14 protein-coding genes are annotated in these 13,314 nt (G+C 37.6%); 9 read left to right on the plus strand and 5 right to left on the minus strand.

The annotated features are described in order from the left end of the window. Window positions 1-155: 155 nt before the first annotated feature. Both ASE74_RS21125 and ASE74_RS21130 read right to left on the minus strand, forming a co-directional pair. On the minus strand, window positions 156-1,169 hold the full coding sequence (locus ASE74_RS21125; RefSeq protein WP_055913646.1) for a glycosyltransferase family 2 protein: 1,014 nt from the start codon (window positions 1,167-1,169) through the stop codon (window positions 156-158). A 6-nt stretch (window positions 1,170-1,175) separates the two neighbouring features. Next, window positions 1,176-2,048 (minus strand): lysophospholipid acyltransferase family protein, encoded by an 873-nt coding sequence (locus tag ASE74_RS21130; RefSeq protein ID WP_055913649.1) that lies wholly within the window; start codon window positions 2,046-2,048, stop codon window positions 1,176-1,178. Between the two features lie 39 nt (window positions 2,049-2,087). On the opposite strand from ASE74_RS21130, the gene ASE74_RS21135 reads away from it, so the two are divergent. The 7 genes from ASE74_RS21135 (at window position 2,088) to bioB (ending at window position 6,953) form a co-directional block, all read left to right on the plus strand. Further along, window positions 2,088-2,699, plus strand: a complete 612-nt coding sequence (locus tag ASE74_RS21135; RefSeq protein ID WP_055913652.1) for a WbqC family protein — start codon at window positions 2,088-2,090, stop codon at window positions 2,697-2,699. Between the two features lie 3 nt (window positions 2,700-2,702). Continuing rightward, on the plus strand, window positions 2,703-3,824 hold the full coding sequence (gene corA / locus ASE74_RS21140) for a magnesium/cobalt transporter CorA (RefSeq protein ID WP_055913657.1): 1,122 nt from the start codon (window positions 2,703-2,705) through the stop codon (window positions 3,822-3,824). Between the two features lie 59 nt (window positions 3,825-3,883). After that, on the plus strand, window positions 3,884-4,135 hold the full coding sequence (locus ASE74_RS21145; RefSeq protein ID WP_055913660.1) for a type II toxin-antitoxin system ParD family antitoxin: 252 nt from the start codon (window positions 3,884-3,886) through the stop codon (window positions 4,133-4,135). Next, window positions 4,128-4,352 (plus strand): type II toxin-antitoxin system RelE/ParE family toxin, encoded by a 225-nt coding sequence (locus tag ASE74_RS21150; RefSeq protein ID WP_200912342.1) that lies wholly within the window; start codon window positions 4,128-4,130, stop codon window positions 4,350-4,352. The genes ASE74_RS21145 and ASE74_RS21150 overlap by 8 nt, the downstream gene beginning before the upstream one ends. Then, the gene (locus tag ASE74_RS25565) at window positions 4,349-4,429 is read left to right on the plus strand and encodes a hypothetical protein (RefSeq protein ID WP_369800229.1); all 81 of its coding nucleotides are present in this window, start codon (window positions 4,349-4,351) and stop codon (window positions 4,427-4,429) included. Before ASE74_RS21150 ends, ASE74_RS25565 begins: the two co-directional genes overlap by 4 nt. Before the next feature lie 74 nt (window positions 4,430-4,503). Further along, complete coding sequence (gene mgtE / locus ASE74_RS21155; RefSeq protein WP_055913663.1) at window positions 4,504-5,853, plus strand: magnesium transporter; 1,350 nt, start codon at window positions 4,504-4,506, stop codon at window positions 5,851-5,853. Between the two features lie 98 nt (window positions 5,854-5,951). Then, entirely contained in the window at window positions 5,952-6,953 is a 1,002-nt protein-coding gene (gene bioB, locus ASE74_RS21160) for a biotin synthase BioB (RefSeq protein ID WP_055913666.1), read from the plus strand. 113 nt (window positions 6,954-7,066) lie between these two features. On the opposite strand, the gene ASE74_RS21165 is transcribed toward bioB, so the two are convergent. Both ASE74_RS21165 and ASE74_RS21170 read right to left on the minus strand, forming a co-directional pair. Next, on the minus strand, window positions 7,067-7,477 hold the full coding sequence (locus ASE74_RS21165; RefSeq protein WP_055913669.1) for an organic hydroperoxide resistance protein: 411 nt from the start codon (window positions 7,475-7,477) through the stop codon (window positions 7,067-7,069). A 127-nt stretch (window positions 7,478-7,604) separates the two neighbouring features. Further along, on the minus strand, window positions 7,605-9,779 hold the full coding sequence (locus tag ASE74_RS21170; RefSeq protein ID WP_055913672.1) for an FUSC family membrane protein: 2,175 nt from the start codon (window positions 9,777-9,779) through the stop codon (window positions 7,605-7,607). A gap of 470 nt (window positions 9,780-10,249) precedes the next feature. Between ASE74_RS21170 and ASE74_RS24860 the strand changes: the two genes are divergently transcribed. Beyond that, entirely contained in the window at window positions 10,250-10,531 is a 282-nt protein-coding gene (locus tag ASE74_RS24860) for a hypothetical protein (protein ID WP_157255498.1), read from the plus strand. Continuing rightward, the gene (locus tag ASE74_RS21175; RefSeq protein ID WP_055913675.1) at window positions 10,515-11,867 is read left to right on the plus strand and encodes a PhoH family protein; all 1,353 of its coding nucleotides are present in this window, start codon (window positions 10,515-10,517) and stop codon (window positions 11,865-11,867) included. The genes ASE74_RS24860 and ASE74_RS21175 overlap by 17 nt, the downstream gene beginning before the upstream one ends. A gap of 106 nt (window positions 11,868-11,973) precedes the next feature. Here ASE74_RS21175 and ASE74_RS21180 read toward each other — a convergent pair whose 3' ends face one another. After that, window positions 11,974-13,185, minus strand: coding sequence for a TCR/Tet family MFS transporter (locus tag ASE74_RS21180; RefSeq protein WP_055913678.1), 1,212 nt, complete (start codon window positions 13,183-13,185; stop codon window positions 11,974-11,976). Between the last annotated feature and the right edge of the window lie 129 nt (window positions 13,186-13,314).

Raw genomic sequence — 13,314 nt, forward strand, 5'->3', positions numbered from 1 at the left:
GAGACTAAAATCGCATAAAATTGGTCATTACATTTGTGCAGGAGACCAAAATCGCGTGTAATTGTTAGCCGCAGGGTTGCAGGAGACTAAAATTGCATAGAATTAGCCTTTACATTTCTGCAGGAGACCAAAATCGCACATAATTGGTGTCGATTTTACTTTAACTGAGTGAAATACTTAATTTTTTTGATAAAAAAAGCCCAAACAATGCTGTTATTGTACACACCGGTGTGTTGGGGGTATGCTTTTTGAAATGCCTTACGCTTTTTGTTTGTTTTGAATAATGATTTAACAAAATGCCAATGCCCTTTGCTTACCGCCAGGGTAAATTTAGGTTTCCCGCTCAGCAAAAAGTGCCACCAGGCAATAAAATCAATAAACATCCTGATTGTTATCCTGAAAACAGCATCACCAGCAGGCAGGTTTTTTTGCATAATAATCAGGTTGTTCCTAAAGTTGAGGTATGTTTTAAAAGGATTTTCTGTTTGCAAAGTTCCACCGCCAACATGGTAAACTTCGGCATCCGGACAGTACATTATCTTATAGTTCAGGTTTTTTAAACGCCAGCAGAGGTCTATTTCCTCCATGTGTGCAAACAAATCTGCATCTAAACCGCCTGCTTCTGTCCAGCATTTACTTTTAATGAAAAAAGCCGCTCCACTTGCCCAAAAAACCTCTTGTTCAATATTGTACTGGTCGCTATCTAACTCATACACATTAAAAATTCTTCCCCGGCAAAAAGGGTAAGCATAAATATCCAGGTAGCCACCGGCCGCACCTGCATATTCGAACTGATTTTTGTTAAGCTGCCATTTTATTTTTGGTTGTGCGGCTGCAATCTGTGCATCGCTTTCCATCAAATCAATAACCGGTTGTATCCAATTCGGGATCACCTCAACATCCGAATTGAGTAGAATGAAATAATCGGCTTCAACACGTTCTAAAACCATATTGTAGCCTCCTGCAAAACCATAATTCTGGTCGTTCAGAATAATTTTAACCGTTGGAAAGTTTTCTTGTAAGTATGCCACAGAATCATCTGTTGAGGCATTATCACCCACAATTATTTGCAGGTTATCATATTCGGAAAGTAATATTCCTGGCAAAAACTGTTTTAAATATGCTTTTCCATTCCAGTTTAAAATTACAATGGCTACTGATGGCTTCATTCTTTGTTATTCGGGTTTAAATTTCCAGCGTTTATGGCTCCAAAGCCAGTATTGAGGCTGTTCTTTAATAATATCTTCTAAAAACTTAAAGTGTAAGTCGGTAATTTCGAAATCCTGCATCAGCTCTGGCTCAAGGCACATCGGGAGCACATCAATATGGTAATAACCCTTTTTAATTACTTTAACCTTAAAGTAGTAGATGGGCCTTTTGGTTGATTTTGCAATTTTTTCTACACCCAGTAAAGCAGCGGTTGGCTGATTTAGAAAATCTACAAAGTATTTTGTTTCCTCTCTTGTTGGCGATTGATCACTTGCAAAACACAATAGGGTAGGTTCATTTTTATAGGCTGCCAAACCACGAAGCGTTTGCCGCATTGCGATAAAAATGTTGCCATATTTTGTTCGTGCATAATCGAACCACTTGCCAAATACTTTATTCGATATCGGTTTAAAAATAACCATTGTTTTGGCAGAAATGTTAAGTCCTAAAGCTAAGGTACCCAACTCCCAGTTGCCATAATGGCCCGTACAGGCCAAAACGCTTTCGCCCGCTTTAAAATGTTTTTCCAGTTGTTCCAGGCCCGTAAACTTTACGCGCTTTAAAGTTTCTGCTTTAGAGATGCTCGTCATTTTAATAATTTCAAAAATGAGCTCGGCGAGGTACAGAAAGAATTTCTTTTCAATTACCCTGATTTCTGAAGGAGATTTTTCAGGAAAAGAACAGGTTAAATTCTGCCTGACAACTTTTTTTCTATAGCCTATTACGTAATAAAGCAGATAATATAGTAATCTTGCAAAAAAAAACAGCAAAGGCAAAGGGAGCAGCGACAACAGGTATAAAAAAAATACGCCAACGTGCGCAATCCCTCTTTTAATCATTATTTTTAAAACGTTTCAGCTACAAACATAAATTTTCAAATGCAGAATACAGCTATACTTCCATTATTTTATCTTCCACCAGTGGGTTATTTTAGTTTATTGCAAAAACTGGGAACAGATTTTTTAATCGAAAAACATGAACATTTAGCCAAGCAGACCTACCGCAACAGGGCCAGTATTTATTCGCCCAACGGAAAATTGGATATCACTGTTCCGGTTGTTAAAGGCTCTAAAACACATACGAAGATGAAAGATGTGAGGATTAGCTACGATTTTAAGTGGCAGCGTTTGCATTGGTTAAGTTTGGAAAGCTGTTATAGAAGTTCGGCCTATTTTGAATTTTACGAAGATGAGTTGTCGCGTTTTTACAATAACAAATTCGAATTTTTATTCGATTACAACCTCGAACTGGTAGAATGGTTAAGCAAAAAGTTAAAACTGAACAAAGCTTTTGAGGTTACGCCCGAGTATTATGATGATATCGCTCCTGAGCTGGATTTCCGCACGATTATGAATCCTAAAAAAGAAGATGATATTGTAAACAATAAGCCATATTATCAGGTTTTTGAAGATAGACATCAGTTTCTGCCCAACTTAAGCGTGGTTGATCTGTTGTTTAACCAGGGCCCACAGGCCAAACTATATTTGTAGCAGATGGGAAAAAACAAACCTCGTAATCGACACAAACACTATAAAGTTCCAGCTCCGGGTACCAGTCCGGGCCTGTACGCTATAGATGAAGATGCACTAAAGCCAATAATTGTACTGCATACTTATAACGATAAAAATTACAAAAAAACGGAGCTTGAGAATATCAACAATATTGATAAGCTGACTGAAAATACTGATTTTTATTATTGGTTCGATATTAAAGGTTTTGCCGATCCCAATATTTTTGAAACGCTGTATACCAAGTTGGATATCAGCAGGCTTGTTTTGGAAGATATTACTAGCTCTTACCAGCGACCGAAGTTGGATGAGTACGATAATGATAAATACATCTTTTCGGTAAGCAGGCATCTTTTTTTAAATGATGAAAACGTGCTCAGTAACGACCAGATTTCTTTCATTTTATCTGAACGGACGCTTATTACCTTTCAGGAAACCTATGCCGATTGTTTTGAGCCGGTAAGAAAGCGACTGGAAATAGGGAAGGGCAATATCCGGATTGGTGGCAGCAGCTATTTAATGTATGCCATAATGGATGTAATTGTAGATAATTACTTTACACTGCTGAATTTTTGGGGCGAAGAGCTGGATGCAATTGAAGACCGTTTATACGATCATCCTGATAAACGGATTATGTACGATACACAGGCCATCAAAAGATCGTTGATTACCATTAGAAAAGTAACCTGGCCCGAGCGCGATAAACTGAATGATATTATCCGCACCGATAGTCCGCTAATTTCCGATCTCACAAAAACCTATATGAAGGATGCTTACGATCATTGTATCCAGATTATTGATTTCATAGAATCACTCAAAGAGATTGCTTCAGCAAATATCGACATGAATTTATCCATCATCAGCAATCGGATGAATGAAATTATGAAGGTATTAACCATTATATCATCCATATTTATCCCTTTAACATTCATTGCCGGTATTTATGGAATGAATTTTAGCAGGGAAGATCCCGCAACAGGAAAAATATTGAAAGATAACATGCCGGAATTATATGCCGAACATGGTTATTTATACACCTGGATTGTGATGGCTGTGATAGCTGTTATACAGGTAATTTACTTTTGGCGTAAAGGTTGGTTTAAATAATTTTTATTTTAAAAAATGTACCAATTTTTGGTAAATTTAATTAAAATAATATTACAACGATGGCACGAAATACATCTATGGCTTTAGGAGATCATTTTGAAAAGTTTGTTGATGAAAGGATTTCTGAAGGAAGATTTAAAAATGCAAGCGAAGTTGTTCGCGCAGGATTAAGGTTATTGGAAGAAGAAGAGAATAAGATTAAAATTTTAAGAGAAGCCCTTCAGGTTGGAATCGATAGTGGAATAGTGAAGGATTTTGATCCGAAAAAACACCTTGAAATGTTGAAAGCCAAAAAAAGGAAAGATGGGTAGCTTTTCTTTTAGTAACAAAGCACTTGAAGATTTAAGTGAAATTTGGGATTATACTTATGATGTTTGGTCTGAAAATCAAGCAGACAAATACTATAAATTACTAATTGGATTTTGTACTCAAATTGCTAAAAAACCAGGGGTAGGTAGGAATTATAAGGAAACAAATCAAAATGTATTAGATTCAAAGCAGGTGAATGTATCATTTTTTATCGGATAATTGAGAGTGGAGAAATCGAAATAGCTAGGATTTTACATGCTAAGATGGATTTAAGGGCTAAAATGTCAGGACTTTAATTGGACAAAGGTCAAATTTTTATAAAATCAATTTTTAATATTTGTAGCTTTAGGGCATTTTGGTAAGGTTATAGATGCAGTCATTCGAAATAGATAAAAGCGACGTTCTCAAAGTTAAAAATGCAATTTTAGCTGGTGATGAGACATTAAAAATAGTTTTAGAGGAATACCATGCGTCAGAAATTGCGATTCTTTTCGAACGTCTGGATAAATCCGAACAGCGGCATATCATAAACCTGCTTCCTGCGGAAATAGCCTCGGAGATCATTTCGGAGATGGATGAAGAATCCCATCCGGAAGATTTACTTTTTGAGCTCCACCCCGATAAACGTACCGAAATTGTTGAAGAACTGGATTATGACGATGCAACCGACATCATTTCTCAGTTGGAGGATCATGAACAGAAGGAAATTTTACAAGACCTTACCGAAGATCATGCCTCCGAAATCCGCAACCTTTTAACTTACGACGAAAAAACTGCCGGTGGTTTGATGAATACAGAGTTGATCTGTGTAAACATCAACCTAACAAAAAAAGATGCCATCGACGAGATTATCCGCCAGAGCGAAGAAATGGAGGAGTTTTATACCATTTACGTAGTGGATGATGAAGAGATTTTTAAAGGTATAGTTTCGTTAAAAGATATTATCAAAGCAAAACACAATGCTAAAATAACCGAACTGGTTAAGATAGATGCTGTGTATGTGCATCCCGATACCGACCAGGAAGAGGTGGCCAACCTTATTTCTCAATACAATTTAACCAGTATCCCGGTTATCGATGATCATCAAAAATTGCTCGGCAGGGTAACATTTGATGATGTGATTGATGTGATGGAGGCTGAAAGTACTGAAGATATATTAAAAATATCAGGGGTATCAGAAGATGAGGAATTAAGCGGTAACTGGGTAGAAGCTGTAAAATCGCGTTTGCCCTGGTTAATTATTAACCTCGGAACAGCTTTTTTAGCATCATCCGTGGTGCGTTACTTCGATCCAACAATTAAGTTAATCCCTTCTTTAGCCGCGTATATGACTATTATTGCAGGGATGGGCGGTAATGCAGCTACGCAAGCGCTTGCTGTAACGGTTAGGCGTATTTCTCTTTACGATTTAACGGATAAACAAGCTTACAGAACGGTTTTGAAAGAATTTACGGTAGGCTTGATCAATGGTGCTTCCAATGGATTAATCGTATTTATTTTTGCTTACTTTTTCGACGGAAATCCACTGCTTGGATTGGTTATCTTCCTGGCTATGACGGGTAATCTGGTTATTGCTGGCATAACCGGTGCCGGAATTCCGCTTATTTTAAAACGTGTGGGTATCGATCCTGCCATTGCATCATCTATAATTATTACTACTTTTACCGACGTTTTTGGTTTCCTATTGATTTTAGGGCTGGCCAGCAAACTTTTACTATAATTAGGGTTTAGGTGCAAGAATTAACGCTTGCAAACCGAATGAAGCCCTTGTAAATTTAACTAAGACTACATAAATTAAATCTGTAAAATCTGATCCCGATGCAAACAACAAGACACGATTGGACAAAAGAAGAAATATACGAAATTTATAATAGACCATTTTTAGATCTGGTTTATGAAGCTGCCAGCATCCATAGAGAAAATAAAGATTACAATGAAGTTCAGGTAAGTTCATTAATCTCTATTAAAACCGGTGGCTGTGCAGAAGATTGTTCATATTGCCCACAAGCGGCGCGTTACTATACCGAACTGGAGGTACAGCCATTAATGCAGGTTAGCCAGGTGGTTAGTGCTGCGGTTAAAGCGAAAGAAGGTGGTGCATCTCGTTTATGTATGGGTGCTGCCTGGCGCGAAGTACGCGATAACCGCGATTTTGACCGTGTTATTGAAATGGTTAAAGCCGTAAACGATATGGATATGGAGGTTTGCTGTACTTTAGGTATGCTTACCGAAAATCAGGCGCAACGTTTGGCTGATGCCGGTTTATATGCATATAACCACAACATTGATACCTCAGAAGATGATTATAAAAGGATTATTTCTACCAGAACTTACGATGATCGCTTAAATACCATTAAAAATGTACGTAAAGCTAAATTAACGGTTTGCAGTGGTGGTATTATTGGATTAGGTGAAACGGTAGAAGACAGGGTTTCGATGTTGCAGACACTTTCCAACATGGAAAAACACCCTGAATCTGTACCAGTTAATGCTTTGGTTCCGGTAAAAGGAACACCTTTGGAAAATCAACCTCGTGTTCCAATCTGGGATATGGTGCGAATGATCGCTACGGCCCGTATTGTAATGCCAAATTCAGTGGTGCGTTTATCAGCAGGCCGAAACGAAATGAGCACATTGGAACAAGCTTTTTGCTTTATGGCAGGTGCAAGCTCTATTTTTGCAGGAGATAAATTGTTAACCACACCAAATCCTGCTTTTGTAGATGATATGGCAATGTTCGAATTGTTGGGATTAAAAACCCGCGACGCTTTTAAAAATGGCAGACCAGCCAATACAAGGGTTGCTGAAGAAGCTGTTTAATAAAGAAATAAATTAATTTTGGTGTGCAATGATGATTCAATGCCACCCATTAATATAAATGGTGTCAGATGTCTACCATCTGACACCATGTTAAAAAGTAAAACAGTATCTTTTTAAACTGCTGTTACCCTTACCTCAATATTTCCTTTTGTTGCTTTAGAATATGGGCAAGCCCTGTGTGCTTTATCAGCCAATGCCTGTGCTTCTTCATGAGAAATACCTGGAATATGCACATCCAGATCTGCAGATAATACGAATGAGTTTCCGTCTTTATTAAATGAAACCAATACTTTTACATTTGCTTCACTAACATCAACACCTTCACGTTCTGCAACAGAGCCTAATGCACCTAAATAACATGGTCCCCAAGCTGCTGCAAATAGTTCTTCAGGGTTTGTTGCCCCGCCCTGGCCACCAAGCTCTTTAGGTTTACGTAATTCGAAATCTAAAATTCCATCACTTGATTTGATGTGTCCGTCTCTTCCTCCAGTAGCTGTAACTTCAGCTGTATATAGCTTTTCCATAATGATATATTAATGTGAAGAGTTAACAAATCACAAAGGCCTTTGTTTGATACGGGTTAGTTACCAAAAAATTTCAGCCTGGCTAAATCGATTTGAAAATGGTTAATGGAAGTAATGAAATGGTAAATTAAATTTTAATTTTTACCGATAGTTTATAGATATCGTACGCTACCTTTTGAATCAGGTCGAACTGTTCGGGTACTAAATCTTCACCTTTTTTTATGGCTAAGCCAGTATCATTTAACCTGATGAGTGGAACATTATCCATTGTACTGGTGCCTTGTATCAAATTATCAATAGCGGTATCCAGCAGGTAATTTGTGTTATTGGCAATTGGCTTTAAAGCGTCGAAACTTTCAAAAATGAACTGATGTTCTTTATTATATAAAGAAAGTGTTGCCACATATGATGATAGCAGATGGCTTAATGCAGTAAACTGATGCACCTCCTTAATAAATAATTGTTTGCTTTTTGGTTCTGAAAACATTCTTTGAAATAGAGAAGCCAGGTTTGCGGTGCTCACATAAACTTCTTTGCGGGCAAGCTTGTATTCGGTTCTGTTGTAATTCTTTTCGAAATAAAGTTTAATTACCTGCGCATAATATGCTTTATTGGCCCTTAAAATATTTAGCATGGCTTCTTTTAGTTTTTCATGCTCCCAGGTTGGGAACAAAGAATAACTGGCTATTAGCGCAATTCCTGAACCTATAAAAGTATCATAGATTCTCTCGCGGGCAAGCGCAATTGATCCCATACCCAAAAAATCGAAAAGGATTAAGATATAAGGTGTCATAAACAGCACACTTACTACATAATTTTTCCTTTGGAAACTGTAGCACCCCACCATGCAGATCAGCAAAATTACAAATAGGGAGTGTCTGTCATCAATATAAGTCAACACGCCCATTCCAATAAACGCACCTATTGTAGTGCCAATTAAACGCTGATAATTGCGTTCTTTTGTTAAACTAAAGCCTGGTTTTGAGATAACCAGGATGGTAAGTAGAATCCAATAACTGTGTGAGAAATTGAGGATCAGCGAAACAATAAAGCCCAAAAGCATTACCACGGTAACCCTCAGCGAATGCCTGAAAGTGGAAGAGCTATAGGTTAAATTCTCGGTAAAAAGTTTAAAATCAAATTTCTGCCGTGTAATAAATTTCTCTGTATCTACCTCTGCCTGCCTGATATCTTTGCTGTTCCTGATCTTAAAATAACTGAAGATGGTTTTAACCCTGGCCAGTATATTTTCAATATTTACTTCTATGTTTTTAAGTGCAATAATGCCAAGGGTATTGTACTCCTGGTTTTGATTGTTTTTCTCCAGGTCGTTTATTTTAATCTTCAAACGTTCAATCTCAATCAATAAACGTTTTGATACAACAGGTGTGCCACCGCTTTTTAATGCGAAAGCAATATCATCAAGCGCATAAGAAATCCTTTTAATGGCCATTTCATAATCAGAAAGTATCCCGGCCTTATCAAACTGATCATGCAATTGCTGGTAATTATAATAGGTAGACATAACCTGCTCGAAAAGATCAACCATATCTACAAAAACCAGGAGCAAAAATCTACCTTCGGGAGTAGAATCCCTAACAATTTCGCGTGTTCTAAACAATAATTCCCTTACTGCATCCTGTTTTTCGTGTACAGAAACCTGGAGTTGTAAAAGATCGGAATACGTTTTATCGTAATTGTTGTTCTGATGGTAAAACTTCGCCTTCTCCCGCAGAAATTCTGCCACCTCCAAAATCGAATCGCTCAGCGATTGCTGTACCAAACGGAAAGGGCGGAGGCGGTATACAAAATAACTCAAACCGGTATACCAAAGGCTTCCGGCCAGCACCATAACGGCATGTAGTAGCACATCCTGCCAGGGGCGTACATCATCGATACCTAAAACCATAATCAGCAGCACCGCAGTGCCAACCGATGCAGCCCTGAGCCCGTAGATATAAAACATTGAAAATACGAAACTTGATACCACGAGTAAAAACCCGATGAAATAATGGTTTTTATTGGTTAAGCCTGTAATAATCGAAAAGATGAAAATTAGCGCGGTGGTAACCAGCATTGCATTTCTCCTGTGTACCATAGGGCCGGGGCTATCAACCACACTTACACATAATGCACCAAGCGATAAAGTCATGCCGTACTTAAGCAAACCGAACTGGGCCAGTATTAAAGAGGGGAGCAGTACACCAATGGTTATTCGGAGCCCGTCGGCAAAATACGTACTCAATAAAAAGTCTTGTACATTTCTAATGGGTTGCCTAATCTGCATGTACAAAAATAACATAATAGCGAAGTTTTTTGTTGCGATTAAAATTAAGTTTTATGCTTTTTTTTAACTTTTAAGCAGAAATACTTTAATGCGCTGACTGCTAGAATGATAAGAAATGTTTGTAATTACATCTTTCCTAATTGTTAATAAGATGAAACAATATGCCATTAGATTAAATAAATAGCCGTTTTAAATATTTAACATGTTGATAAACAGTGTTCTTAGGTGGATAACTTTGTGGATAAAAACGTTCATTTTTCTCTTGACAAAAGAACGTTTTCATGCTAAATTAGATCATATCAAATACGAAGTACTTTGAATTCTGATAAAACAATCCAAAAGAGATAAAGAACCGAAAGGGAAATTGTTTCGGATAGTTTACAGGGAAAACGATTAATTTCAGAAAGGGTTAAACCGAGTAAGAATATATATAACCATCGAAAGATTGGACGATAAGAAAATCGCACAGGCCCAAACAGAGCTTATTGAAAACTAAGAAGTTTACGGACGGAAGAGTTGGAAATAAATTTTCACGAATCGCAAAAGTTGCAAAACCTAACGATAACGGAAAAATCAAAGTAACAAGAATTAGATGCTTTAAAATACGACTAAGGTTGTTTTTAAAGTTAAAACGGGGAACTGAATCGAAAGAAGAAGGTCCCCGTTTTTATTTTGGTAAAAACTTTCCAGCAATCAAAAAAGAAGCACACATTTTTCTGCTTATTATTCCTAAAGTATTAAATTTACCAAATGGCCAAAAAAGGTAAATCAATCTCCGCTCCATCAAAAAAGATCTTCGTTTTAGATACCTCTGTCATTTTATACGATCACGATGCAATAAATAATTTCCATGAGCATGACGTAGCTATTCCTATACAGGTTTTAGAAGAACTTGATAATTTTAAAAGTGGTAATGACACCAGGAATTTTGAAGCCAGAAGTTTTATACGCCTAATTGATGAAACATCTAAACAAAAACTCATTAGCGATTGGATTGCACTTAAAAGTGCCGATGCAGGTAAGTTTAAAGTAGTTTTAAATGAAAAACCGCTCACTGTTGATGCGGAGGAAGTGTATGGAAAAGGAAAAACCGACCATAAGATTTTAAATGCCGCCTTAAGTTTAAAAGAGGAGCATCCTGATAAAAAAGTGGTTTTGGTATCGAAGGATATTTGCCTTAGATTAAAAGCCAAAGCACTCGATTTAAATGCTGAAGATTATGAAACTGGTAAAATTAAAAACGTTGATGAACTTTATGCTGGGAAAACTGAGATAACGGATTTTCCTGTTGAAGTTATAGAGGAGATAAAAAAACACCTCTTTATCGATGCCCGCGAGATTGAGTTGCCACCTAAAAACGCCAACCATTTTTACGTTTTAAAAAATAAAAGGAAAACAGCAAATGTATTTTATAACAATAATTTAAAAACGATTTCTGCTGTTTCTACCGACCCTATATTTAAAATTAAACCAAAAAATATTGAACAGGCCTTTGCAATTCACGCGCTTTTGGATCCGGAAATTAAGCTCGTAAGTATTCAGGGGAATGCCGGTACAGGCAAAACTCTTTTGGCTCTGGCCAGTGCGTTAGAACAGCGCAAAAACTTCAGGCAGATATATGTAACCCGACCAATCGTTTCATTGAGTAATAAAGATATCGGGTTTTTGCCAGGGGATGCAAAATCAAAAACCGATCCTTTCATGGCTCCTATATGGGATAACCTGCGTTTTATTAAAGAGCAGTTTATCGGCGATGATAAAATGACTGAAAAGATTGATGAGCTGGTTGCAACCGAGAAAATAGCCATTGCTCCTTTAGCTTTCATCCGTGGAAGAACCCTTACCAAAATTTTCTTCATTATTGATGAAGCCCAAAATTTAACACCCCATGAGGTAAAAACAATTATATCGAGGGCAGGTGAACATACCAAAGTTGTTTTTACTGGCGATATATATCAAATCGACACACCATATCTCGATTCGGAAAGTAACGGGCTTTCGTACCTGATAGAAAATGCGAAGAATCATCCGCTTTACGCACACATTACCTTACATAAAGGCGAAAGGAGTGAGTTGGCAAATTTGGCAAATGAGTTGTTGTAAAGGATACTTTATTACGTAAAAACTAAGTTGATCGTTATTCCCAACTTGATAGGGAATCCTAATGCATTAAGATTCCCGCCTGCGTGGGATTGACGCTTGTTTCAATTTAATGGTATTTCTTCAAGCTTCTTAAACAGATAAACAAACCGATTAAAGTTAAAACCGCACTGAGTATAAATGGTGCGCCCGGAAAGTAAACTGGTGCTTTCCCTTCAATAAAATAAGCGAAAATATGTGTCATTACCCAAGGGGCAAATATGGCTGCTAAACTTTGTAGCCCCGTTAAAACGCCCTGCATTTCACCTTGAGCATTTGACGGAATTTGATTGGAGATTAACCCCTGCATCGCTGGTCCACCGATACCCGCCAAGCCATAAGGAACCATAAAAGCAAACATCATCCAGCCTTTACTGGCAAATGCAAATGCAACAAAACCGATTACATATAAAATCAATCCAAAATAAACAGCTTTCTTTTCTCCAATTTTTGGAAGGATAATCCGGATTAACCCACCCTGAACAATACCGATTACCAAACCCACAAAGCCTAACGAATAACCAACCCATGCAGCATCCCATTTAAATTTTTCCATCGTATAAAATGTCCAGTTGGATTGAACAGAGTGGCTAGAGAAATACAATAAGAATAATGTTGCCATTAAGCCTAATAACGCAGGATATTTACCAATACTCAACAATGAACCAACCGGGTTTGCTCTTTTCCAGTCGAAAGCCCTTCGTTTATCCACGGGTAAAGATTCTGGTAATATAAAATAACCATAAAGCCAGTTGATTAATGATAAACCAGCAGCAATCATGAAAGGAACCCGAGTGCCGAAATGACTAAAAACACCTCCTAATACCGGACCAAGGATAAACCCAACGCCAAATGCTGCCCCAACCAAACCAAAATTTTGCGCTCTCTTTTCAGGCGGCGAAACATCAGCAATATAAGCTTGCGCTGTAGTGAAACTGGCACCGGTAATGCCAGCTATAATTCTGCCTACAAATAACCAGATGATAGAAGGGGCGAAGGCTAAAAAGATATAATCGATACCGAGGCCGAATAAAGAGCTTAATAATACAGGTCTGCGGCCGTACCGGTCGCTCATTGCTCCGATAATTGGCGAAAATATAAATTGAACCGATGCATAAGCCAATGTAAGCCAACCGCCATACTCTGCAGCCAGGCCGAAACCGCCTCCGGTAAAATCCTGTATAAGTTTTGGTAATACAGGAATAATCAACCCAAAACCTGTAAAATCAATCAGGAGGGTAACCATAATAAAACTCATTGCAGATTTCTTCGTATTTGCCATCGTAGATCAGGTTGAAAAACAAAAGTATCAGAATTAGTTAACAATGTAAATTTTAGTTCTCTACAAACTCAATTACAAACCTAGTAGGTTTTTGAAACCTGCGAGGTTTAGATCTAAATATGATACTGG

This window comes from Pedobacter sp. Leaf216 (genome assembly GCF_001421515.1).
Lineage (GTDB): Bacteria > Bacteroidota > Bacteroidia > Sphingobacteriales > Sphingobacteriaceae > Pedobacter.